Source organism: Citrobacter braakii (assembly GCF_009648935.1).
In the GTDB taxonomy this organism is placed as follows: Bacteria; Pseudomonadota; Gammaproteobacteria; order Enterobacterales; family Enterobacteriaceae; genus Citrobacter; species Citrobacter braakii.
In genome coordinates, this window is the sequence record NZ_CP045771.1 from 629,197 (window position 1) to 653,983 (window position 24,787).

Sequence of the window (24,787 nt, forward strand, 5' to 3'; positions counted from 1 at the left end):
ACGTTACCCCGTTTGTTTCAGGGTGTGGCAAAGCAGCGCGAAGTATGACCGGATACACCAGAAATTCACTAAACTTTCTGATATCCTTGCAGCGCATTTGCATTATTAACCAGAGGCTTTACATCGTTTATGTCCGGCTGGCCACGAATTTACTACAAATTACTGAATTTACCATTAAGCGTCCTGGTAAAAAGCAAGTCTATTCCGGCAGAACCTGCCCCGGAATTGGGGCTCGATACTTCGCGTCCCATTATGTACGTCCTACCGTACAATTCAAAAGCAGACTTGCTGACGCTGCGTGCCCAATGTCTGGTGCACGATCTCCCGGATCCCCTGGAACCGCTGGAGATAGACGGAACTCTGCTGCCGCGCTACGTGTTTATTCACGGCGGCCCGCGCGTGTTCACCTATTACACGCCGAAAGAAGAGTCCATTAAGCTGTTCCATAACTATCTCGACTTGCATCGCAGCAATCCAGACCTGGATGTGCAAATGGTGCCGGTTTCGGTGATGTTTGGCCGTGCGCCTGGGCGTGAAAAAGGCGAGGTCAATCCGCCGCTGCGCATGCTGAACGGCGTACAGAAATTCTTTGCTGTGTCCTGGCTGGGTCGCGACAGTTTTGTCCGCTTCTCCCCATCGGTCTCCCTGCGTCGCATGGCGGACGAACACGGTACGGATAAAATCATCGCTCAGAAGCTGGCTCGCGTGGCGCGCATGCACTTTGCTCGTCAGCGTCTGGCCGCAGTCGGCCCGCGCCTCCCTGCCCGCCAGGACCTGTTCAATAAGCTGCTGGCCTCAAAAGCTATCGCTCGCGCGGTAGAAGATGAAGCGCGCAGTAAAAAAATCTCCCACGAAAAAGCGCAGCAAAATGCCATTGCGCTGATGGAAGAGATTGCCGCCAACTTCTCCTACGAGATGATTCGTCTGACAGACCGTATTCTGGGCTTTACCTGGAACCGTCTGTATCAGGGGATTAACGTTCACAATGCGGAGCGTGTACGTCAGTTGGCGCACGATGGGCACGAAATCGTCTATGTTCCGTGCCACCGCAGCCATATGGACTATATGCTGCTGTCGTACGTTCTGTACCACCAGGGGCTGGTTCCGCCGCACATCGCTGCCGGTATCAACCTGAACTTCTGGCCAGCAGGTCCGATTTTCCGTCGTCTGGGCGCGTTCTTTATTCGTCGTACCTTCAAGGGCAACAAGCTCTATTCCACCGTTTTCCGCGAATACCTGGGCGAGTTGTTCAGCCGCGGCTACTCGGTTGAATACTTTGTCGAAGGAGGCCGTTCACGTACCGGGCGTCTGCTCGACCCGAAAACCGGCACGCTGTCGATGACCATTCAGGCGATGCTGCGCGGCGGTACGCGTCCGATTACCCTCGTACCCATCTACATCGGCTACGAGCACGTAATGGAAGTGGGCACGTACGCGAAAGAGCTGCGTGGCGCGACGAAAGAGAAAGAGAGTTTGCCGCAAATGCTGCGTGGCTTGAGCAAGCTGCGTAATCTGGGTCAGGGTTATGTCAACTTTGGCGAACCGATGCCATTGATGACTTACCTCAACCAGCATGTACCGGAGTGGCGTGAATCGATCGATCCTATCGAGTCCATCCGTCCGGCCTGGCTGACGCCGACGGTGAATAGCATTGCCGCCGATCTGATGGTACGCATTAACAATGCAGGCGCGGCCAATGCCATGAACCTGTGCTGTACCGCGCTGTTGGCCTCCCGCCAGCGCTCTCTGACCCGTGAGCAACTGACTGAACAGCTCGACTGCTATCTGAGTCTGCTGCGCAACGTGCCGTATGCGGCAGATTGTACGGTTCCTGCGCAGAGCGCCAGTGAATTGATCGACCATGCCTTACAGATGAATAAGTTTGAGGTCGAGAAAGACACCATCGGTGACATCATCATTCTGCCGCGCGAGCAGGCGGTATTGATGACCTATTACCGCAACAACATTGCGCATATGCTGGTTCTGCCTTCGTTAATGGCAGCCATTGTGACTCAGCATCGTCGTATTTCACGCGCCGCGCTACAGCAGCATATTGATGCGCTGTATCCGATGCTGAAAGCAGAGCTGTTCTTACGTTGGGAGCGTGATGAACTCACCGGAGTGATTGACGAACTGGCCAGCGAAATGCAGCGCCAGGGACTGATCGCCCTGAACGATGACGAACTGCATATCAATCCGGCCCGCTCCCGTACGCTACAGCTGTTGGCGGCAGGTGCTCGCGAGACGTTGCAACGCTACGCCATTACCTTCTGGCTGCTGAGCGCGAACCCGTCTATCAACCGTGGCACGCTGGAGAAAGAGAGCCGCACCGTGGCGCAACGCCTCTCCGTACTGCACGGCATTAACGCGCCGGAATTCTTCGATAAAGCCGTGTTCAGCTCTCTGGTGCTGACGCTGCGTGACGAGGGATTCATCAGCGATACCGGAGATGCCGAACCGGAAGAGACGATGAAGATCTATCAGATGTTGGCCGAACTGGTCACGTCAGATGTGCGTCTGACCATCGAGAGTGCCACACAGGGCGAGTAAGCATAAAAAAACCGGTCGAAATGAAATGACCGGTTTTTTATTTTGCAGGCTAAGCCAAACTCAAAAATGCCAGTAGCTCATCGCCAGCCCTAAGAACAGCACCAGACCGACGTAGTTATTGTTCATAAACGCTTTAAAACAGGCATCACGCTCGCGATTGACGATCAGTTTCTGCTGATATACAAACAGCGCGCCGGCCACCAGCAGAGACCAGTAATAACCCAGTCCCAGCCCGTTTAGCCAACCCACCAGCGCCATCAGCACCAGTACGCCCACCTGCAGGATACCAATGATCAGCTTGTCGTTTTGACCGAACAGAATCGCGGTCGATTTAATGCCGATCTTCAGGTCATCATCGCGGTCAACCATCGCATATTGGGTGTCGTAGGCCACCGCCCAGAGAATATTGGCAAGGAACATCAGCCAGCAGCTCAGCGGTACGGACTCGCTCACGGCGGCGAACGCCATCGGGATCGACCAGCCAAACGCCGCCCCCAGCACCACCTGCGGCAGGTGCGTATAGCGTTTCATGAACGGGTAAACCCACGCCAGCGCTAACGCCGCAACGGACAACAAAATGGTCATCGTGTTGAGCGTCAAAACCAGCAGGAAGGCCAGCAGTACCAATACGACGAACAGCGTTCGGGCCTCTTTTTCAGTGACGGCCCCGCTCGGCAGCGGGCGATTTGCGGTGCGTTTAACGTGTCCGTCAAATTTCCTGTCGGCATAATCATTCACCACGCAGCCGGCAGCGCGCATTAACCAAACGCCAGCAACAAAAACCGCCAGGATCCACAATTGCGGCATGCCTGGGGTTGCCACCCACAATGCCCACAGCGTAGGCCAGAGCAGCAGTAAGGCACCGATTGGCTTATCCGTACGCATCAAGCGGTGAAATGCCAGCAGCTTATTCTGCGTCAGACTCCACTCCATCTTTATCTTCCTCTCAGTACAACGGCGATGCAGGTAGAAAAAGCTCGGTAAGCATCAGCGGCTTACCGCTCAGCCGCAGGCGGGAACGGCGCCCCCACAGCGCTGCATCGCGGCCAATCTCAATAAAATCTCGGGTCAATGTCGATGATGTAAACAGGTAACGTCCGAGCGGGGTTTTCCCCAGATTTTGTAAGGCCAGCTCAGGGCCGCACAAGGTTGATTCAGGCACCACGGTCCGCCCGGCAAGCCAGGGTTCACCATCCGCGCATAACAGGATTTCACGTAACCAATAACGGGACTCTTTAGGCAGCAGCGGCAGCTCTTCAGGCACCTCATTTTGCCCAACGAATGCTTCGCGAATCAACGTTACGGTGACCTGTTTTCCCTGCTGCTCAAAACGTTTAGTCATGGAATCTTCCAGTAACAACCAGTCGAGCAGTTGGGCGTCCAGCGCCGGGATCGCATCAAAATAACGCAGCGCACGCAGTTGCGTTAACGCAGGGTGTGGCATGCCTTACTCTCCGATTTATAACTTGAAGGCATTGTATCGCAGAAAATGCATTACGGGGTGAGCAAACACAATTAAGTGATCGCCAGAGCAACATAAGTGTAACAATTAGCACCGAAGGATAAAAAAAGGTGCGCCAGGAGACGCACCAGTTGTTGCAAAATCAACAATGCGGGGCGATGTTTACCCCTTGCCTTTTACACTGCTGATAAAGGTGGATCGGGCAGATTTGGATCCCAGACGCTCAGCTTCATCAAGCAGCTTCAGCGCTTTATCGACATCGCCTTTCGCAACGGCATCCTTAATGCCCTGGTTAAAATAACTTTCCGTGTCGTTCAGCATCGGCTCACTTTTCTTCACCGGTTGTGGCGCTGGAGCAGCAACGGCTGCTGCCGGAGCCGCATAGGTCACCGCAGGTGCGGCGGTATTGCCCACCGTGACAGGACCAGGGCCGGATGAACCAAACAGCGGCCCGACCAGAACACTGGAGGAGGAGCTGGTTTTGACTTTCAGTTTCAGTAAACCGTCGGTGGTATGACGGGCGATCGGGTCTGGAATATCCGGAATAGCGTTACCTACGCCCTTGGCATAGGCTTTTGCCGGGTCAAGCAGGGTTGTGGTCTGCTGGAGATCTTTATCAGTGGTAAAGACCAAAACATAGAGTTTTTGCTGACCCAGCGCTGGCGTCAGACGCATTACCCCTTCCAGACGATCGGCACTCATCACGCCGGGCTCCTGGTAGGTAAAATAGCTGCTGGGGAAGAACGCAGATGGCGTCATGTTTTGGTCAAGAATTAATACGTTTGGCGCAAATACGCTGGTTTGTTTATTCACTTCACTGGACAGCGTCAGGGTGAGCTCGCCAATATTCGCCGGGACGCTATACGCAGCGACCGGGCCAGTAATACCGGCGACATCCAGACGCTGACCCGCTGTCGCAAGCGGCGAAGACTGGGTTTTGGATTGATCAACAGGCGTCCAGGTTAACTGCTGCAGCGCCGCAGTGGGAATAGATGGGGCCGCGGTGGTGTTCTGCGGAACAATATTCACATCGGCCAGGCTGATGCCAGGAGCGCTGGCAAATAACCCTGCAGATAAACAAAGGGCAACGAGACTTTTCTTCATTTTCATTGTTATCACCTCAGATAGCATGGGTTCAGCGGTAGCCAGGCAATAGCGCGCTAAACCGTAATCAAGAGGGGCTTGCGCCCCTCTTTCGGTCTTTACGTCAGGTTAGTGCTGAATTACCACCAGATTTCCATCTGGGCACCGAAGGACCACTCATCGTTGTCGCCACGGCTGGTTGTGCTGAGGCCAGAGTTCGTTGCCGCTGCGAATTTGGTTACGTCGTTACCATTTTTGATGTAACCCCACTCTTCATCCCATTTTGCATAGGTTGCGAAGACGCGGATTGCCGGACGAGACCAGATGCTGTCACCCGCCTGCCATTGTTGGGCCAGGGTGATTTTGTACTGGCTGTTGCGATCGCTGGTCTGCTGAGATTTGACGTTGTCGTAACCGACTTCCAGCAGGGTGCTCATGATTGGCGTCCATTTATACATCGGGCGAATACCGACGGTGTACCATTCGGTCCCCAGGTCGTTATCCATGTCGAGGTTCTGGTACATACCGACGTACATCAGGTCCCACTTGTCGCCCAGGGAGATTGCACCGTGGTCCAGCACGCGGAACAGGCTACCGTTGTTATTCACAACGTTGTTGGCATAGTTGGTTTTAACGCCAGTAACGGGATCTTCAATGGTCGTAGTGGAAGAACCATAAGAACCCTGGTTCAGGCCTTTGCCCTGGGTGGTCATGGAATCTGTGGCGTACTGAACGACAAACTTGTTGTAGCCCTTCAGCATGCTCTGGGTATGTTCAGCGGTGAACATCCAACCATCTTTAGATGCGCCGTCCGCCAGCCTGTAATCATCGGTGGTATTCGCGCGACCATAGTCAACGCCCAGTTCCAACATCCCATCCGGGTTAGTTGCCAACTGCGCTAAACGAACGTCAAAGACATCGTTCGCGGTGTCTTTGGTACGATCATAGATATTCTGGCTGCTGAAAGCGTATGAACCACCCGCTTCCTGTGAACGGCTCGCTGCCAAAGACAGTTTACCGAAGCCCAGATCGATGTTTTCAATACCGGCGCCAGGACCTGAAATATCCCAGTAGTAGAAGTCGATCATGTGTACGTCATGACGCTGGTAGAAGCGCTTACCGGCCCAGATAGTGGAGCCTGGCAGCCATTCGATCAGGTTTTTACCCTGCACGTTTGCTTCACGGAATGCCGGGTCTGTGCCTTCCCAGTCATTCTGCTGTGCGACGGAGTAAGCAACGTTGGTGTCGAAGTAGAAGCTCTTATCGCCTTCTTTCCACACTTCCTGACCTAATTTGATTTCCGCATAGGTTTCACATTCGTTACCGAGACGGTATTTACTTTGTGCACCGGTTGCCTGGAAACACTGTTGTTCACCGCCACTCCCTGTCCAGCCAATACCGGAACGAGCGTAACCGTGGAAATCTACAGCCATTGCCTGAACAGACATAATGCCTGCTGCTACAGCAACCGCCAGAGGGAGTTTGCGCAGAGTAATCATCGTTCTATCTCCTGAGATCATTGCTTTTCTTTAAACGCGTCCCCCTTCGGGCTGCCTCTTTGTTGGCTGCGTTCTTTCACCCCAGTCGCGTACTCTTTGTACACTCCCGGGGATTCATTTACTTGCCGCCTCGATGTAGCTTCGAATGGCTTTGCGTTTCGTTTTTTATGGGGACCTTAAACGCCCGGCTCTTGATGCAACCGACGACATGCAGTGCCATCCTCACGGAACAGATGGCAACGCTCTGGCGGCAGGCCGATGGCGAATGTGGCACCCTCTTCTACCAACACCACGTCGTTCTGGCGGTAAACCAGGTTTTGACGGATGGCGGGGATCTGGATATGAATTTGAGTTTCGTGACCAAGCTGCTCGACCACCTGCACTTCACCTTCGAGGGTGACATCGGCGATATCGCTGGGCAGCAGATGTTCCGGGCGGATACCTAAAGACATGTTGGCACCAACCTGTACCGCATGGCTGTCCACTGGTAGCCATATTTGCTGGCGGTTGGGCAGTTCAACCTGCACCTGATCGATGGCCGTCCCGGTGACTTTCACCGGCAGGAAGTTCATCTTCGGCGAACCAATAAAGCCCGCCACAAAGCGGTCAGCCGGATAGTGGTATAGCTCCAGCGGTTTGCCGACCTGCGCCACGCGACCAGCATCCAGCACCACAATTTTGTCGGCCAGCGTCATCGCTTCGACCTGATCGTGGGTGACGTAAATCATCGTGCGGCCCAGACGTTTATGCAGGCGGGAGATTTCAATACGCATTTGCACACGCAGAGCGGCGTCGAGGTTCGACAGCGGTTCATCCAGCAGGAATACGCGCGGCTCGGCGACCAGCGTTCGGCCAATCGCCACACGCTGACGTTGCCCGCCGGAAAGCGCTTTCGGTTTACGCTCCAGCAGGTGCGCAAGTTGCAGAACTTCCGCGACCTGATTCACGCGCTGATTCATCACCTCTTTTTTTGCGCCAGCCAGTTTGAGGCCAAACGACATGTTTTCTGCGACGGATAAATGGGGATACAACGCGTAGGACTGAAAGACCATGCCCACGCCGCGTTCGGCGGGGGGAATGTCGTTCATCCGGGTCTCCCCGATAAACAGGTCGCCACTGGTGATGGTTTCAAGTCCGGCGATCATACGCAGCAAGGTCGACTTACCGCAGCCTGACGGTCCGACAAACACCACGAATTCCCCTTCGTGAATGTCGAGATTGATATCTTTCGATACCACCACGTCACCCCAGGCTTTCGTTACATTTCGCAGCTGTACGCTCGCCATGCCCTTCTCCCTTCGTTACAACCTGTCATCGACAGCAACATTCATGATGGGCTGACTATGCGTGATCCCTTGACTGCGTGAATCCTCCACCCCCGGCTTTTTTATGGGGGAGGAGGCGGGAGGATGAGAGAACAGCGTCTGAGACCCGGGCCGTACGCCGCGGAGGAATTTCGTGATGCAGCCTGCAAAAATCAGTGGGTTTTTATGTGCGCCAGTACGCAATACTCACATTTATGTAACACAGATCACATAAAGAGCGGGTGGGGCGTAGGGGTAAGGAGGATGGAAAGAGGTTGTCGTATAAAGAAACTAGTAACCGTTAAGCCACCTCTGCAAAATCACCAAACAGGATGGGAACTATGAAAATCAAAACTGGCGCACGCATCCTCGCATTGTCTGCATTAACGACGATGATGTTTTCCGCCTCGGCTCTCGCCAAGATTGAAGAAGGTAAGCTGGTTATCTGGATTAACGGCGACAAAGGCTATAACGGCCTCGCTGAAGTGGGCAAAAAATTCGAGAAAGACACCGGTATCAAAGTCACCATTGAGCACCCGGACAAACTGGAAGAGAAGTTCCCACAGGTTGCTGCGACTGGCGATGGCCCGGACATCATCTTCTGGGCACATGACCGTTTTGGCGGCTACGCTCAGTCTGGCCTGCTGGCTGAAATCACCCCAGATAAAGCGTTCCAGGACAAACTCTATCCGTTCACCTGGGATGCCGTACGCTATAACGGCAAACTGATTGCCTACCCGATCGCGGTTGAAGCGCTGTCGCTGATTTACAACAAAGACCTCGTTCCGAACCCGCCAAAAACCTGGGAAGAAATTCCTGCGCTGGATAAAGAACTGAAGGCGAAAGGGAAATCCGCGCTGATGTTCAACCTGCAAGAACCGTACTTCACCTGGCCGCTGATTGCCGCCGACGGCGGTTACGCGTTCAAGTTTGAAAACGGCAAGTACGACGTGAAAGACGTGGGCGTGGACAACGCGGGCGCAAAAGCGGGTCTGACCTTCCTGGTTGATCTGATCAAGAACAAACACATGAACGCGGATACCGATTACTCCATCGCCGAAGCGGCCTTTAACAAAGGTGACACCGCGATGACCATCAACGGTCCGTGGGCGTGGTCCAACATCGATAAGAGCAAGGTGAATTACGGCGTTGCCCTGCTGCCAACCTTCAAGGGTAAACCGTCCAAACCGTTCGTGGGCGTTCTGAGCGCAGGTATCAACGCTGCCAGCCCGAACAAAGAACTGGCAAAAGAGTTCCTCGAAAACTACCTGCTGACCGATCAGGGTCTGGATGAAGTGAATAAGGACAAACCGCTGGGCGCGGTTGCGCTGAAATCCTTCCAGGATCAGTTAGCGAAAGACCCGCGTATCGCGGCCACCATGGATAACGCCCAGAAAGGCGAGATCATGCCGAACATCCCGCAGATGTCCGCATTCTGGTATGCCGTTCGTACCGCAGTGATCAACGCTGCCAGCGGCCGTCAGACCGTCGATGCCGCGCTGAAAGATGCACAAGGTCGTATCACCAAGTAATACGGTTTCCCTTATTTCTTAGGGAATCAGGTTTATTGAATACGTTGTTACGCGAAATCATTCGCGCTACATCGAGGCGGCAAGGAGGCAAATCCCCAGGAGCTTACATAAGTAAGTGACTGGGGTGAGCTTCCGCAGCCAACAAAGAGGTAGTGCGAAGGATAAAGCGTAAAGAGGATTGATCCCCATGGATGTCATTAAAAAGAAACACTGGTGGCAAAGCGACCGGCTGAAATGGTCAGTGATGGGTCTGCTTGGGCTGCTGGTCGGTTACCTTGTTGTTTTGATGTATGCTCAGGGGGAGTACCTGTTTGCCATCATGACGCTGATTTTAAGCTCTGCTGGCCTGTATATTTTTGCTAACCGTAAAGCCTACGCCTGGCGCTATGTTTACCCAGGCGTTGCCGGGATGGGGCTGTTTGTCCTGTTTCCGCTAATTTGTACTATCGCAATTGCCTTTACCAACTACAGCAGCACCAACCAACTGACCTTTGAACGTGCTCAGGAAGTCTTGATGGACCGTTCTTATCAGGCGGGGAAAACCTACAACTTCGGCCTGTATCCGGCGGGTACGGAGTGGCAACTGGCCCTCACCGACGGTGAAACTGGCAAGAATTATCTCTCCGACGCCTTTAAATTTGGCGGCGAACAGAAACTGCAGTTGAAAGAAGCCGAGGCGCTGCCAGCGGGCGAACGTGCGACGCTGCGTGTCATCACGCAAAATCGCCAGGCGTTAGCCCAACTCACCGCCATCCTGCCAGATGAAAGCAAAGTGATTATGAGTTCACTGCGCCAGTTTTCCGGCACGCAACCACTCTATACGCTCGCTGATGACGGCACGCTTACCAACAGCCAAAGCGGCGTAAAATACCGCGCCAACAACGATATTGGTTATTATCAGGCAATTAACGCTGACGGTAGCTGGGGTAACGAAAAACTCAGCCCAGGCTATACCGTTGCCATCGGTTGGGACAACTTCACCCGCGTATTTACCGACGAAGGCATTCAGAAACCGTTCTTCGCCATCTTTGTCTGGACGGTGGTCTTCTCCGTTCTGACCGTGATCCTCACCGTGGCCGTGGGGATGGTACTGGCCTGTCTCGTACAGTGGGAGTCTCTCAAAGGCAAAGCGATTTACCGTGTCCTGCTGATTCTGCCGTATGCCGTACCGTCGTTTATTTCGATTCTGATTTTCAAAGGGCTGTTCAACCAGAGCTTCGGTGAAATCAACATGATGCTGAGCGCGCTGTTTGGCATCAAACCGGCCTGGTTCAGCGACCCAACCACCGCGCGTTCGATGATTATTATCGTCAACACCTGGCTTGGTTACCCGTACATGATGATCCTGTGCATGGGTCTGCTTAAAGCGATCCCTGACGACCTGTATGAAGCGTCGGCGATGGATGGTGCAGGTCCGTTCCAGAACTTCTTTAAGATTACGTTGCCGCTGCTGATTAAGCCGCTGACGCCGCTGATGATCGCCAGCTTCGCCTTTAACTTTAACAACTTCGTGCTGATTCAACTGTTGACCAACGGTGGTCCAGACCGTCTTGGTACCACCACGCCAGCAGGCTATACCGACCTGCTCGTGAGCTACACCTACCGTATCGCCTTCGAAGGCGGCGGTGGTCAGGACTTCGGTCTGGCGGCGGCGATTGCCACGCTGATCTTCCTGCTGGTCGGTGCGCTGGCCATCGTGAACCTGAAAGCCACGCGTATGAAGTTTGATTAAGGGAGACAACGAACATGGCTATGGTACAACCCAAATCTCAGAAACTGCGTCTCTTAACAACGCACTTGCTGCTGCTGATTTTCATTGCAGCGATCATGTTCCCGCTGCTGATGGTTATCGCTATCTCGCTGCGTGAAGGTAACTTTGCCACCGGCAGCCTGATCCCGGAAAACATCTCCTGGGAACACTGGAAACTGGCGCTGGGCTTTAGCGTTGAACACGCGGATGGCCGCGTGACGCCGCCGCCGTTCCCGGTGCTTTTATGGCTGTGGAACTCGGTGAAAGTAGCCACCATTACCGCGATCGGTATCGTGACGCTTTCCACCACCTGCGCTTACGCCTTTGCCCGTATGCGCTTCCCGGGCAAAGCAACCCTGCTGAAAGGGATGCTGATATTCCAGATGTTCCCGGCGGTGCTGTCTCTGGTCGCGTTGTATGCTTTGTTTGACCGCCTGGGCCAGTACATTCCGTTTATTGGTCTGAACACTCACGGTGGCGTGATCTTCGCCTATCTCGGCGGTATTGCGCTGCATGTGTGGACGATTAAGGGCTATTTCGAAACCATCGACGGTTCGCTGGAAGAAGCGGCCGCGCTGGATGGCGCAACGCCATGGCAGGCATTCCGCCTGGTGTTGCTGCCGCTTTCCGTTCCGATTCTGGCGGTCGTGTTTATTCTGTCTTTCATTGCCGCGATTACCGAAGTACCGGTCGCATCACTGCTGCTGCGTGATGTGAACAGCTATACCCTTGCGGTAGGTATGCAGCAGTACCTCAATCCACAGAACTATTTGTGGGGCGACTTTGCCGCCGCAGCTGTACTTTCAGCCATTCCGATCACTCTGGTGTTCCTGCTGGCACAGCGCTGGCTGGTCAACGGACTGACGGCGGGTGGTGTGAAAGGTTAAGTTTTACCGAAGTAACTGCCCGGCAACGGGCAATGCCACTGCAACCCTCAACTTATGTTATCCCAACCTGTGACTGTTATTCGGCGCTCTACGGAGCGCCCTTTTTTTATGTTATTTTGCATTACGCTTACGATTATTTCCTTTCGTGCCCCCCATCACTGCAAATCAATTTTTCGCCTGAAACTCGACAAATTAAACAGAATTAAGATCACAGAAAAGACAAAACATAATTGCAATGTAAAAAATGATAATTGTCTTCCCTGCCTGTTAAATTCACCATCACCGCACTGATCAAAAGAGCTGTACCCTTTAAGGCAGGTCTGAATGAACACTCAATATAATTCCAGTTATATTTTTTCGATTACATTAGTCGCAACATTAGGAGGGCTATTATTCGGCTATGACACGGCTGTCATTTCCGGGACGGTAGAATCCTTAAATACCGTATTTGTCGCCCCACAACACTTAAGTGAGTCCGCTGCCAACTCGCTGTTAGGTTTTTGCGTCGCCAGTGCGTTGATTGGTTGCATCATCGGCGGCGCGCTGGGCGGCTATTGCAGTAACCGGTTTGGTCGTCGAGACTCGCTGAAAATCGCTGCCCTGCTGTTCTTTATTTCCGGCATTGGATCCGCCTGGCCAGAATTAGGCTTTACGACGATTAATCCAGATAACGCGGTACCTGTTTATTTAGCCGGATACGTTCCCGAATTTGTTATTTATCGCATCATTGGTGGTATTGGGGTAGGTTTAGCCTCAATGCTCTCACCAATGTATATTGCTGAACTGGCACCCGCACATATTCGTGGGAAACTGGTGTCATTTAACCAGTTCGCCATTATTTTTGGTCAACTATTGGTGTATTGCGTTAACTATTTTATCGCTCGTTCAGGTGACGCTAACTGGCTGAATACTGATGGCTGGCGATATATGTTTGCGTCCGAAAGTATTCCCGCTCTGCTATTTTTACTGCTGCTGTATACCGTACCAGAAAGCCCACGCTGGCTGATGGCGCGTGGTAGACATGAACAAGCGGAAGGTATTCTGCGCAAAATTATGGGGAGCACCCTCGCCGCCCAGGCCATACAGGAGATCAATCAGTCTCTGGAACATGGTCGTAAAACCGGCGGTCGACTGCTGATGTTTGGCGCAGGCGTTATCGTCATCGGCGTGATGCTGTCTATCTTCCAGCAATTCGTCGGTATTAACGTCGTGCTCTACTATGCCCCGGAAGTGTTTAAAACGCTGGGAGCCAGCACTGACGTGGCGCTGTTGCAGACCATTATTGTTGGCGTGATCAACCTAAGCTTTACCGTATTGGCGATCATGACGGTGGATAAATTTGGTCGCAAACCGCTGCAGATTATTGGCGCCTTAGGCATGGCCATCGGTATGTTCAGCCTCGGAACCGCCTTTTATACCCAGGCTTCCGGGCTGGTTGCGTTACTGTCGATGCTGTTTTATGTCGCCGCATTCGCCATGTCCTGGGGACCGGTTTGTTGGGTGCTGCTGGCCGAAATCTTCCCCAATACGATTCGTGGCAAAGCGCTCGCCATTGCGGTTGCCGCGCAATGGCTGGCGAACTACTTCGTTTCCTGGACTTTCCCGATGATGGACAAAAATTCGTGGCTGATTTCCCATTTCCACAACGGTTTCTCCTACTGGATTTACGGTTGTATGGGCATTCTGGCCGCGCTGTTTATGTGGAAGTTTGTGCCGGAAACCAAAGGCAAAACGCTGGAAGAACTTGAAGAGCTGTGGGAGCCCGCAGCGGAGAAAACCCAGCCGGCCTCTGCGCAGTAATTCTTACCCAAAACACGCCGCAGCCCAATTGCGGCGTGTTGTCTTTTACTCTCGCTTCAGCCGTTTGGAATTACACAGCCACAGGGTGATCACCAGCAGCAGGATCGCCGCAGAATAGATCAGCACATCCATCGGCGCTTTATGATCGACAATGATCAACCGCACAATCGCAGTGATCCCGATATAGACAAAGTAGCGCAGCGGAAAGTGAAAACCTGACTGAAAGTACTTCACAATCAGCGCGATAAATTCAAAGTAGAGAAAGTAAACCACCAGCCCTTCCACCAGTTCATATTTGCTGGTTTGTTCCGGCGCGAATAGCACATCCGCCAGATGCAGCGTTTCTTTCCCGAGGAATACGACCAGGATCAGGCCCAGACTCAGCAACCCCAGATTCAACACGGTCTGTAAAATAGTGGAGATAAACTCCACGCGTGGACGAGATAGCGACGTCATAACAGCACCTCTTACTCAGTGGCAAGGTTCCTGTATAACGCAAAAATGTGACAGAGATCTACATTTTTTGTTTATATTTTGTGCAAGAAAGGTCAGCAGGGAATGATGAGTGCCACGACACATTTCACAGGATGAATTATGCAGCTAAGACAATCCGCTGTTCGCAACGTTACCTGCGGTGAGAACGTGGTGATCTATGAACCCGCAAATCTCTACGACTGCACATTGGGTGACAACGTTTTTGTCGGACCATTTGTTGAAATCCAGGGTAATACGCAGATTGGCGCAGACAGCAAAATTCAGTCGCACGCCTTCATCTGCGAATATGTCACCCTCGGCGCCCGTTGTTTTATCGGTCACGGCGTGATGTTCGCCAACGATATGTTTCGCGAAGGAAAACCCAATGCCGACCGCAACAGTTGGGGACGTATTACGATTGGCGACGATGTCTCGATCGGTAGCGGAGCGACCATTCTGGCGGTCACTATCTGTGATGGCGTGGTCGTCGGCGCGGGAAGCGTGGTGACCAAATCGATCACCGAGAAAGGCGTGTATGCGGGAAATCCGGCAAAATTATTACGTCGTTTATAGAGCCGGATAAGCGCAGGTCCCATCCGGCCATCTATCAGCGGAAGTTTTCACTCCTGTCGCTGGTCATGTCGTACAGACCAAACTTACGTCCAAGCTGCTGGCCGCCATCACGTGTTAACGGCGTCCAGCCAATCGCCGCACGGCTGCGGGTTGGGCCTGACGAGAACAGATCCAGCGGCACAGAAACGTACACCCCTTTGGTAAAATCACCCTCTCCGTACTCATCCGGCGAGGCGTCGGTGATGGTCGCATAACCACCCACCACTACGCCGCTGTCAAAACGTTTCGCCACTTCCAGCGTTCCGCCCTTATCCCCCGCCAGATACTGCCCCACGCTGGCTTTCACCAGTACATCCTGGGCGAACGAAGGATTCCAGTAAGCCGTCAAATGCCCGGTCTTCACGCTGTAGTCGGTGAACTTCATCATGTCCTGCGCGCTGCGCCAGTCACGCTGTTTCACGTAGTTGGCGTCAACACCAAACGCCCAGTTGCTGTCCAGCGGGCGATACAGCACTTCTGCCCCCGCTCCGCCGTACATGGTTTCCAGATAGCCCCCGTAAACCTGTCCGTAGAACCCGTTGCCGAGTGACTGGAAGTAGTTGGCCTGCAGGTTATTCACGTAGACATCGTTTTGCACATACTCACGCACATGGGTACGCACGCGTGGTAAATGCGAATCCTGCGGCGGGTTGGTGTAGTTAAACTTGTCATAGTTATTGGCGAGGTTGGCGAACAAACTCCCGGTGGTCAGCAGATGATCGGTAACCCACAAATCCGCCGTTCCCATCACGCCCAACTGATACATATAGAAGTTTTCCGGGCCGCCCACCGACTGATTTAGCACCGGATCGATGTGGAAATTGAAGCGTGACTTATCAATATACCAGCCCTGCTCGGTCGTTTTCGGTACCACGGGCTCGACGCGTTTTTGTGCCAGTTGAGTTTCATGGCCCAACGGCTCGCCTTCCAGATGGCGCTTGAGGCTGGAAACCTCCGTTTCGGTCGTCACCTGCGGCAAGTTAAGGCGGTTTTCCGTAATGCGGATCGTGCGGATCCCATCGGGAAGATCGTTCATCACGATCCGGTTAGCACGCTCGATCCCTTCGCGCGAATCACGGTATTTCACCTGTTCACCCGTCACATACAGCGTATCGCCCTGCACCTGAATTTTAGGATCCGCCAGCCCGGCATTATATTTCAGCAGCGTTAACTGATTCGCCACCACCGAATGTTGCAGGATGGCATCCTGCGGCTGTGGTTGATATTTCGGGCGGGTATTGTCGTTATAGTTTGGTCGCAGATCGTTAAAGTTAGTCCGCAGCGTGACCCCAAACATCAAGGTGTTCCCGCGCTCATAGCTGAGGTTAACGTCGGCCCAATCGGTGACGCGATAAATAGCGCCGACGTTAAACTTGCTCTTCTGCTCCAACTTGCCGGCAAAATCCTGCTGGTAATTATTACCTTCATACTCCAGTTTCAGGCGCAGCGGCTGCCAGGGAGTCTGATACTCTACGCCGCCAAACAGCGACGCCGGGCCGTGGAACATCTGGCTACCGTCAATAGAACCGGCCTGCTTGTAGCTGTTATCGCGATGGCAGAATTTATCACTGTATGAGCAAAACGGATTGCTAACGTTGCCGCTGGTCCCGAGATATCCCCAGCCAAGGCCGAGAGAGAAATCAAACGGGCCCCAGGCTTTGTTCGCCACCACATACTCCGCATCAAACAGTCCGGTACCACCGATATCCCGCGCGCCAACCGCCACCTGCGGCATCCAGTAGCTCTCTTCCCACAGGCGAAGTTTGAGATCAAAAGCCTTATCTTTATAAGTCTGATCGCCAGAAAACGACTCCACGCCGCTGTATTTTTTGGTACGCACATCGGTATAGCGCAGGGTAGTTTCCAGCCAGGGGAAGAGTTGTACCGACGCAGAGTAGTAACGGTATTGATCGTTATCGCGGTAGTTAAGGCTCATTTCGCCTTCACGCGCCATGCGTGCGGTTGGGGTTTGCAGCAGTCCCACGCCGCCAAAATCCGACTGGGAAGGTCCAATGGGCGCGGGCCAGGTTTCACCGTGGCAGGCAACGCTTACGCCCAGCGCCAGTAAGCTGAGCAGATAAGTTTTTCTCATTATTCGGGTATCCGCTGGGTCAGGGTGCGAAGAATGTCGGCATTGATTTCATCCGGGGTGCTGCGCCAGACAGCATCAGAGAGCCCGACAAAAATGATGCTGCCGGGCATCGGCTCAACGTGACGTTTGTTCCAGTAGGCGACCGGGACTTTTTGCGTGCGTCCGTCGGGATAGATGACCCAGGCGTAGCTACGATCTGCGCCGCTGAGCCGACGTTGCCCATCGAGATAGCTGGCGATATCGCGCCCGGGCATAAACGGTTGTTTACCCGGATGACTTAGCAGGCCAAACAGCGTTATATCCGTTGGCTGCGGTCCGACCCACAGCGTGTAATTGCCCTGCAACGGCGGGTTGCCTCGCTCACTGACGCGCACAACATCCGGGTCGAGATTAATCTTCTGTCTGCCGGTCACCTTCAGCGCCTGAATTTGCTGGCGCAATGCGTTGATAGCCGCGGCATCGTCACCGCTTTCTTCAGCGCTGAGCATCGCCAGACGAGCCAGTAATGCCTGCTGCTGACGCTCTGCTTCCGTCGTTGCCCGCTCTTCGCTGATAACCGCTCCTGGCCACCAGCTATTACTCAACCGCGGCTGCCCAACCAGGTCGAGCAGATGTTCGGCCCCGGTCAGCGTCTTTGGCTCTTCGCTGGCGGAGGTAAAGACCTTAACGCTACCCGCAGCAAAAACTGACGCTGCGCTCAGGCTCAATAGCAGCGCCATAACGGCTCGTTTCATCATGATTTTGCCGCCTTAATCAGCGTGGTTTTCACCGGGAAGTAACGTGCGCCAAGATACTGTTCCGATTGGCGAATCTGCCCTTCGCTGTCGATCCAGTAGCGGTTATGCCAGCGCGTTTGAGCGGTGGTGACTTCTTCGTCAAGGATTCGTACTGGCGTATCTTCGCTACCCACCTTAATGGTGTCAGTGCCATCCCATTCGAAAACCGAGCGGGCAGTGGCATAGCGCACCTGCTGATGCTCGGTCCAGCCCATCGTGCGGGTCCACGTTGCCCCATCGACTATCTGGTTTGGTTTGATGAGCGGATCTGCCGCGAGATTATTCACCTCGATCAGGTTATCCCCGCCGAGATGCGTTTTCACCATGCGCCCAGACTGCGTGACGAGAATGGCCCGATCCTGAGTCACCCATTTCTGCTGTCCGTTTTCCGCGAACGCGAGTACCACAAACAGCTGAGGACCGCCGTTGAGCTGCATGTACTGGCTGGCGTAGGGCATGTTTTTGATTTCATCGTCCGTCATCTGTACGCCGGGAGTACCAAACACGCTATCCCATAGCGAATGACCCAGCCCTTCGGTGGTGGCTGAGCACGCCTGTAATAACAGGCAAACCATTATCAGCGCTGGTCGCTTCACGACATTTCTCCGCAGCGGCAAAATAACCACACCGAAGTGTGGTTAGAATTAAACGTACCGGTATTACTGGGTACTGGTGGTTGTGGTGGTTGTGGTTCCGGTGTTAGAACCATCGCCGCCACCGGTTGCCGCAAGGGCAACCCCCACCGCAGAACTTACGGTGCTCGCGCTGGTTGCGGAGGAACTTCCTGCCGAAACCGACGCGGCAGCCGACCCTGCAGCCTCACCCACCTGAACGGGGGCAGCATAGACAGAAGTCGCCGCAAGCGCAGATATAGCCCAAAGGCCATACAGAACTTTTTTCATCACAAATTCCCTTCATTGTATGAATGGAGATTTACCCAAAAGAATTTCGGGCGAGATCGAGTATACACAAGCCAAAGTGTGCAAATTACGCCAGGCGGGAATTTAGGATAATTAGATAGCAAGAAATAAAATGATTAACGTCAGATAATTAAATCAATACAATCATAAAGTTAAAATATAAAAACAAAAACACAACATCCGGTAATTCTGAAAAAACCAGAAACACGATAACGTTGAATGAATTATTTTAGGATTAAGCTCAATAAAGGTGTAAAGCAAAAGCGTAGATATTCGGGAGCCAGATTATAAAAAAAGCCGATATTAATATCGGCTTTTTTATAAGTAATCTGCAAATTCATTCGAATTGCAGCAAGGCGGCAAGCTCGTTAATCCCCGGGAGCATAGATAGCTATGCGACCGGGGTTAACGAACGCAGCCAACACCGCTGCGGCTCGAAGGAAGAAGCAGATTAACGCCAGGACTTATAACGGTTAATCAAACCGTTAGTTGAGCAATCATGGCTGGTGATTTCTTTATCATCATTCAGCTCTGGCAGAATGCGATTCGCCAGCTGTTTGCCCAGCTCAACGCCCCACTGGTCAAAGGTGAAGATATTCAGGATCGCGCCCTGAGTGAAGATTTTGTGCTCGTACAGCGCAATCAGCGCACCCAGGCTGAACGGTGTGATTTCGCGCAGCAGGATGGAGTTAGTTGGACGGTTACCTTCGAACACTTTGAACGGCACAACGTGGTCAAGCGTTGCCGGATCTTTACCCTGGTCGCGGTATTCCTGCTCAACCACTTCACGAGATTTACCAAAAGCCAGCGCTTCGGTCTGGGCGAAGAAGTTAGACAGCAGTTTCGGATGGTGATCCGACAGCGGGTTGTGGGTGATTGCCGGAGCGATGAAATCGCACGGAACCATTTTGGTACCCTGATGAATCAGCTGGTAGAACGCATGCTGACCGTTAGTACCCGGCTCACCCCAGATGATTGGGCCTGTCTGGTAATCCACCGCATTGCCGTTACGGTCAACGTATTTACCGTTGGATTCCATATTGCCCTGCTGGAAGTAGGCCGCGAAACGGTGCATATACTGGTCGTACGGCAGAATCGCTTCGGTTTCAGCACCGAAGAAATTGTTGTACCAGATACCGATCAGCGCCAACAGCACCGGCAGGTTTTTCTCCGCCGGAGTGGTGGAGAAGTGTTTGTCCATGGCGTGCGCGCCAGAAAGCAGCTCAACAAAGTTGTCGAAGCCCACAGAAAGGATGATGGACAGACCGATTGCAGACCACAGAGAGTAACGACCGCCAACCCAGTCCCAGAACTCGAACATATTGGCGGTATCAATACCGAACTCGCCAACCGCTTTACCGTTAGTGGAGAGCGCTGCGAAGTGTTTGGCAACGTGCTTGTTGTCGCCAGCGGTCGCCAGGAACCAGTCGCGCGCGCTGTGGGCGTTAGTCATGGTTTCCTGAGTGGTGAAGGTTTTGGAAGCGACCAGGAACAGCGTAGTCTCCGGATTCACTTTCTTCAGCACTTCGGCAATGTGCGTACCATCGACGTTAGACACAAAATGCATGTTCAGGTGATTTTTGTACGGGCGCAGCGCTTCGGTCACCATGAACGGGCCGAGGTCTGAACCGCCGATACCGATGTTCACGACATCAGTAATGGCTTTACCGGTATAGCCTTTCCAGCTTCCGGAGATAATCGCTTCAGAGAAGGATTTCATCTTCTCCAGCACCGCATTCACTTCCGGCATCACATCTTTGCCGTCAACGATGATTGGAGTGTTGCTACGGTTGCGCAGCGCCACGTGCAGCACGGCACGGTCTTCAGTGCGGTTAATTTTCTCACCGGAGAACATGGACTTGATGGCGCCTGCCAAATCGGTCTCTTTCGCCAGATCCTGCAGTTTAGCCAGCGTCTCTTCAGTGATGCGGTTTTTGGAGAAATCCACCAGCATCAGATCGTCAAACGTCGCGGAAAATTTAGCGAAACGATCGCTATCTTTCGCGAACAGATCCGCGATAGTAACGTCTTTCATCTCTTCAAAGTGTTTTTGTAGTGCCTGCCAGGCTGAGGTCTGCGTTGGATTGATGTTTTTCATTAGCAATACTCTTCTGATTTTGAGAATTGTGACTGAGATCGATTGTAACGCCAGTCACAGAAAAGTGTGATTGTTTTAATGCCATCGCCCTTGTATCCATCGAACCAGGGTAAAAAGTATAGATGTTATAAGCGCTGTTACTGAACGGAAACGCAGCATGAAAAATCCGCATAATCCCAGCGTTGACAGTGCAAGCTACACATTTTATTTATAAATACGGTATTTGCATTTGCGCCTGCACCGGTTTTCGTTCTGCCTTATGTGCCATGGTCGCTCTATTCATTCCCTGACACGAGGTAGTTATGACTGATGTAGTTGTCTCCAAGTTTGGCGGTACCAGCGTGGCGGATTTTGATGCCATGAATCGCAGCGCTGATGTGGTGCTTTCTGATGCTAACGTCCGTGTAGTGGTACTTTCCGCTTCCGCTGGAATTACCAACCTGCTGGTCGCACTGGCTGAAGGGCTGGAGCCAACCGAGCGCTTCGAAAAACTCGACGCCATTCGTCAAATTCAGTTCAATATTCTGGAACGCCTGCGTTATCCAAACGTAATTCGTGAAGAGATTGAACGTCTGCTGGAAAACATCACCACGCTGGCAGAAGCGGCGTCACTGGCGACCTCAACCGCCCTGACCGACGAACTGGTCAGCCACGGTGAACTGATGTCTACCCTGTTGTTCGTCGAAATCCTGCGTGAACGCAACGTGCAAGCGCAGTGGTTTGACGTGCGTAAAGTGATGCGCACCAACGATCGTTTTGGTCGCGCAGAACCCGACGTCGCGGCGCTGGCTGAACTGGCAACGCTTCAGTTGGCCCCGCGTCTGAGCGAAGGTCTGGTAATCACTCAGGGTTTTATCGGCAGCGAAGGCAAAGGCCGCACCACCACGTTGGGGCGCGGCGGTAGCGATTATACAGCCGCCCTGCTGGCCGAAGCGCTGCACGCAACGCGCGTCGATATCTGGACCGATGTTCCAGGCATTTACACTACCGATCCGCGCGTTGTTCCTGCTGCGCAGCGTATTGATGAAATCGCTTTTGAAGAGGCCGCGGAAATGGCGACCTTTGGCGCGAAAGTGCTGCACCCGGCAACCCTGTTGCCGGCCGTACGTAGCGATATCCCGGTATTTGTTGGCTCCAGCAAGGATCCAAAAGCAGGTGGTACGCTGGTCTGCAATAAAACCGCGAATCCACCGCTGTTCCGTGCGCTGGCGCTACGCCGTAAGCAGACGCTGCTGACGCTGCATAGCCTGAATATGCTGCACTCCCGCGGCTTTTTAGCAGAAGTGTTCGGCATCCTTGCACGCCACAATATATCGGTAGATTTAATTACCACATCAGAAGTCAGCGTAGCGCTGACGCTGGATACCACCGGTTCAACCTCCACCGGCGATACGCTGTTAACGCAGTCTCTGCTGATGGAACTGTCTGCCCTGTGCCGGGTTGAAGTCGAAGAAGGCCTGGCGCTGGTGGCGTTGATTGGCAACGACCTGTCCAAAGCCTGCGGCGTGGGTAAAGAGGTATTTGGTGTACTGGAGCCGTTCAACATCCGCATGATTTGCTACGGCGCGTCCAGCCATAACCTGTGCTTCCTGGTGCCCGGTAGCGAAGCCGAACAGGTGGTACAGAAGCTACATCATAATTTGTTTGAATAATATTTCATCACGCGATAAACAATAACTATAGCCGGGCTCGAACCCGGCTTTTTTATAACAACACAACACATTTCAATCGCAAGGAAGATAACATGCTCGCTACTCTCACGCGGCTGTTCCCGTTATGGGCGCTGCTGCTCTCTGTTATTGCGTATTACACGCCCTCCACCTTTACGCCTGTCGGGCCATTCGTACCGTCGTTGCTGATGCTGATCATGTTCGGCATGGGCGTTCACCTGAAGGTGGACGACTTTAAACGCGTACTCTCACGCCCCGCTCCGGTCGCGGCGGGTATTTTCTTGCACTATCTGGTGATGCCGCTCGCCGCATGGATTTTGGCGCTGGCATTTAATATGCCGCCGGAACTGTCGGCAGGGATGGTGCTGGTCGGTAGCGTCGCCAGCGGAACGGCATCGAACGTCATGATCTATCTGGCAAAAGGTGATGTGGCGCTCTCCGTGACTATTTCATCGGTTTCAACGCTGGTCGGCGTTGTCGCCACGCCGCTGCTGACACGGCTGTATGTCGACGCGCATATCCAGGTGGATGTGATGGGTATGCTGCTGAGTATTCTGCAGATAGTGGTCATTCCGATTGCTTTGGGGCTGGTCATTCACCATCTGTTCCCACGCGTCGTAAAAGCCGTGGAACCGTATCTGCCGGCGTTTTCTATGCTGTGCATCCTGGCGATCATCAGCGCCGTCGTGGCGGGTTCCGCCTCGCACATTGCGTCTGTCGGCTTTGTGGTGATTATCGCCGTGATCCTGCATAACACCATTGGCTTGCTCGGCGGCTACTGGGGCGGAAAACTGTTTGGTTTCGACGAGTCAACCTGTCGTACGTTGGCTATTGAAGTGGGCATGCAGAATTCAGGGCTTGCCGCTGCGCTGGGCAAAATCTACTTTGGCCCGCTTGCGGCGCTGCCCGGCGCGTTGTTCTCGGTCTGGCATAACCTTTCCGGTTCGCTGCTGGCAGGTTACTGGTCCGGTAAACCGATTAAAGAAAAAGAACGCCGCTAATTGACGGCGGCAGGCCGGATAGCGGCTAACACCTTATCCGGCCTACCCAGCCTCTGCACTTTGCCGTACACTGCGGATATCGGCTAACAGAGGGCACCCTTATGGCACTCCCCCGCATTACCCAAAAAGAGATGACCGAACGCGAACAGCGTGAACTGAAAACGCTGCTCGACCGCGCGCGCATTGCGCATGGTCGGCTGCTAACCAACGCTGAGACCAACAGCATCAAGAAAGAGTACATCGATAAACTGATGGCCTTGCGTGAAGCAGAAGCTAAAAAAGCCCGCCAGTTGAAGAAAAAGCAGGCTTATAAACCGGATGCGGAAGCATCATTTTCCTGGTCAGCGAATACGCCAACGCGCGGCAGACGTTAACGCCCTTTCTTCTTACGCCCCGGCGAGGTAAAACGCTTCCCGTTTGCCGCCGGGCGCGATTTCTCTTTCTCAGCCGATTTTTCGATTTTCACCACCGGGCGCTTAATGCCTGCGGTTTTTGGCTTCGCTTTCGCCTTCGGTTTGGCTTCTGAGGACGAGTTCTCAATCAGCTTGAACAGGTCGATCAGTTCGTCATCCGTCAGGTCGCGCCATTCACCCAGCGGCAGGCCGGACAGACCAACGTTCATGATACGTGTACGCTCAAGCTTAGTAACTTCATAGCCAAAGTGCTCGCACATACGACGGATCTGGCGGTTCAGCCCCTGAATCAGCGTGATGCGAAACACAAACGGCGCTTCTTTCTTGACCTTACATTTCTTGGTAACGGTGCCAAGGATTGGCACACCGGCACTCATCCCACGGATAAAGTCATCAGTGACCGGCTTATCTACCGTCACCAGATACTCTTTTTCGTGATCGTTACCGGCACGCAGGATTTTATTCACCAGGTCGCCGTGGTTGGTCAGAAAGATAAGCCCCTGGGAATCTTTGTCCAGACGACCGATTGGGAACACGCGCTTGCTGTGGTTAACGAAATCAACAATGTTGTCGCGTTCGCTGTCTTCAGTGGTGCTGACAATCCCTACCGGCTTGTTCAGCGCGATAAAAACCAGATCTTCCGCTTCACGCGGCTCAATCAACCGACCATTCACTTTTACGACGTCGCCAGGCATCACCTGATCGCCAATGGTGGCGCGTTTACCATTCAGGAAGACATTCCCTTGTTCGATAAAGCGATCCGCCTCGCGGCGCGAGCAGATTCCGCTTTCACTGATGTATTTATTTAATCGGATGGATGAGTCGGGCAGCATAATTTCTCCTTTGACAGCGAAATATACCCTA

General features: G+C 53.3%; 21 protein-coding genes. 9 read left to right on the plus strand and 12 right to left on the minus strand.

The window, feature by feature from the left end:
- Positions 1 to 129: 129 nt before the first annotated feature.
- Positions 130 to 2,550, plus strand: coding sequence for a glycerol-3-phosphate 1-O-acyltransferase PlsB (plsB, locus tag GFC06_RS02890; RefSeq protein WP_047499542.1), 2,421 nt, complete (start codon positions 130 to 132; stop codon positions 2,548 to 2,550).
- Between the two features lie 60 nt (positions 2,551 to 2,610).
- On the opposite strand, the gene ubiA is transcribed toward plsB, so the two are convergent.
- From ubiA to malK, 5 genes are all read right to left on the minus strand, one after another.
- Positions 2,611 to 3,483 carry a 4-hydroxybenzoate octaprenyltransferase gene (gene ubiA, locus GFC06_RS02895; RefSeq protein ID WP_003826589.1) on the minus strand — a complete coding sequence of 291 codons (873 nt, stop codon included), beginning with the start codon at positions 3,481 to 3,483 and terminating at the stop codon, positions 2,611 to 2,613.
- 13 nt (positions 3,484 to 3,496) lie between these two features.
- Complete coding sequence (ubiC, locus tag GFC06_RS02900; RefSeq protein ID WP_016155346.1) at positions 3,497 to 3,994, minus strand: chorismate lyase; 498 nt, start codon at positions 3,992 to 3,994, stop codon at positions 3,497 to 3,499.
- Positions 3,995 to 4,174: 180 nt separating this feature from the next.
- On the minus strand, positions 4,175 to 5,122 hold the full coding sequence (malM, locus tag GFC06_RS02905) for a maltose operon protein MalM (protein ID WP_016155345.1): 948 nt from the start codon (positions 5,120 to 5,122) through the stop codon (positions 4,175 to 4,177).
- A gap of 113 nt (positions 5,123 to 5,235) precedes the next feature.
- Positions 5,236 to 6,594 carry a maltoporin gene (locus GFC06_RS02910; protein ID WP_016155344.1) on the minus strand — a complete coding sequence of 453 codons (1,359 nt, stop codon included), beginning with the start codon at positions 6,592 to 6,594 and terminating at the stop codon, positions 5,236 to 5,238.
- A 176-nt stretch (positions 6,595 to 6,770) separates the two neighbouring features.
- Entirely contained in the window at positions 6,771 to 7,880 is a 1,110-nt protein-coding gene (gene malK / locus GFC06_RS02915) for a maltose/maltodextrin ABC transporter ATP-binding protein MalK (RefSeq protein WP_016155343.1), read from the minus strand.
- A 359-nt stretch (positions 7,881 to 8,239) separates the two neighbouring features.
- Between malK and malE the strand changes: the two genes are divergently transcribed.
- The 4 genes from malE (at position 8,240) to xylE (ending at position 13,867) form a co-directional block, all read left to right on the plus strand.
- Positions 8,240 to 9,430 (plus strand): maltose/maltodextrin ABC transporter substrate-binding protein MalE, encoded by a 1,191-nt coding sequence (gene malE, locus GFC06_RS02920; protein ID WP_016155342.1) that lies wholly within the window; start codon positions 8,240 to 8,242, stop codon positions 9,428 to 9,430.
- Between the two features lie 187 nt (positions 9,431 to 9,617).
- Complete coding sequence (gene malF, locus GFC06_RS02925; RefSeq protein WP_153689823.1) at positions 9,618 to 11,162, plus strand: maltose ABC transporter permease MalF; 1,545 nt, start codon at positions 9,618 to 9,620, stop codon at positions 11,160 to 11,162.
- 14 nt (positions 11,163 to 11,176) lie between these two features.
- Positions 11,177 to 12,067 carry a maltose ABC transporter permease MalG gene (gene malG, locus GFC06_RS02930; protein WP_016155340.1) on the plus strand — a complete coding sequence of 297 codons (891 nt, stop codon included), beginning with the start codon at positions 11,177 to 11,179 and terminating at the stop codon, positions 12,065 to 12,067.
- A gap of 324 nt (positions 12,068 to 12,391) precedes the next feature.
- The gene (gene xylE / locus GFC06_RS02935) at positions 12,392 to 13,867 is read left to right on the plus strand and encodes a D-xylose transporter XylE (RefSeq protein ID WP_153689824.1); all 1,476 of its coding nucleotides are present in this window, start codon (positions 12,392 to 12,394) and stop codon (positions 13,865 to 13,867) included.
- A 45-nt stretch (positions 13,868 to 13,912) separates the two neighbouring features.
- On the opposite strand, the gene psiE is transcribed toward xylE, so the two are convergent.
- Positions 13,913 to 14,323, minus strand: coding sequence for a phosphate-starvation-inducible protein PsiE (psiE, locus tag GFC06_RS02940; RefSeq protein ID WP_003031674.1), 411 nt, complete (start codon positions 14,321 to 14,323; stop codon positions 13,913 to 13,915).
- 138 nt (positions 14,324 to 14,461) lie between these two features.
- Between psiE and GFC06_RS02945 the strand changes: the two genes are divergently transcribed.
- Positions 14,462 to 14,914, plus strand: a complete 453-nt coding sequence (locus GFC06_RS02945) for an acyltransferase (RefSeq protein ID WP_016155338.1) — start codon at positions 14,462 to 14,464, stop codon at positions 14,912 to 14,914.
- A gap of 34 nt (positions 14,915 to 14,948) precedes the next feature.
- Here the strand turns inward: GFC06_RS02945 and GFC06_RS02950 are convergent, their stop codons facing one another.
- From GFC06_RS02950 to pgi, 5 genes are all read right to left on the minus strand, one after another.
- The gene (locus GFC06_RS02950; RefSeq protein WP_153689825.1) at positions 14,949 to 17,045 is read right to left on the minus strand and encodes a YjbH domain-containing protein; all 2,097 of its coding nucleotides are present in this window, start codon (positions 17,043 to 17,045) and stop codon (positions 14,949 to 14,951) included.
- The gene (locus GFC06_RS02955) at positions 17,045 to 17,782 is read right to left on the minus strand and encodes a capsule biosynthesis GfcC family protein (RefSeq protein WP_049282900.1); all 738 of its coding nucleotides are present in this window, start codon (positions 17,780 to 17,782) and stop codon (positions 17,045 to 17,047) included. The genes GFC06_RS02950 and GFC06_RS02955 overlap by 1 nt, the downstream gene beginning before the upstream one ends.
- Positions 17,779 to 18,417, minus strand: a complete 639-nt coding sequence (locus GFC06_RS02960; RefSeq protein ID WP_029139685.1) for a YjbF family lipoprotein — start codon at positions 18,415 to 18,417, stop codon at positions 17,779 to 17,781. The genes GFC06_RS02955 and GFC06_RS02960 overlap by 4 nt, the downstream gene beginning before the upstream one ends.
- 63 nt (positions 18,418 to 18,480) lie before the next feature.
- Positions 18,481 to 18,723, minus strand: a complete 243-nt coding sequence (yjbE, locus tag GFC06_RS02965) for an exopolysaccharide production protein YjbE (RefSeq protein WP_016155435.1) — start codon at positions 18,721 to 18,723, stop codon at positions 18,481 to 18,483.
- 469 nt (positions 18,724 to 19,192) lie between these two features.
- Entirely contained in the window at positions 19,193 to 20,839 is a 1,647-nt protein-coding gene (gene pgi / locus GFC06_RS02970; protein ID WP_016155434.1) for a glucose-6-phosphate isomerase, read from the minus strand.
- Between the two features lie 302 nt (positions 20,840 to 21,141).
- Between pgi and lysC the strand changes: the two genes are divergently transcribed.
- The 3 genes from lysC to GFC06_RS02985 all read left to right on the plus strand — a co-directional run bounded on the left by lysC (position 21,142) and on the right by GFC06_RS02985 (position 23,884).
- Positions 21,142 to 22,491, plus strand: coding sequence for a lysine-sensitive aspartokinase 3 (lysC, locus tag GFC06_RS02975; RefSeq protein WP_016155333.1), 1,350 nt, complete (start codon positions 21,142 to 21,144; stop codon positions 22,489 to 22,491).
- 92 nt (positions 22,492 to 22,583) lie between these two features.
- Positions 22,584 to 23,510 (plus strand): ketopantoate/pantoate/pantothenate transporter PanS, encoded by a 927-nt coding sequence (gene panS, locus GFC06_RS02980; RefSeq protein WP_016155332.1) that lies wholly within the window; start codon positions 22,584 to 22,586, stop codon positions 23,508 to 23,510.
- A 101-nt stretch (positions 23,511 to 23,611) separates the two neighbouring features.
- Positions 23,612 to 23,884 carry a DUF3811 domain-containing protein gene (locus GFC06_RS02985; protein WP_003826541.1) on the plus strand — a complete coding sequence of 91 codons (273 nt, stop codon included), beginning with the start codon at positions 23,612 to 23,614 and terminating at the stop codon, positions 23,882 to 23,884.
- Here GFC06_RS02985 and rluF read toward each other — a convergent pair.
- A complete protein-coding gene (gene rluF / locus GFC06_RS02990; RefSeq protein ID WP_016155331.1) occupies positions 23,881 to 24,756 on the minus strand; it encodes a 23S rRNA pseudouridine(2604) synthase RluF in 876 nt (291 codons plus the stop codon). The two genes, GFC06_RS02985 and rluF, sit on opposite strands and share 4 nt — an antisense overlap.
- Positions 24,757 to 24,787: the final 31 nt, after the last annotated feature.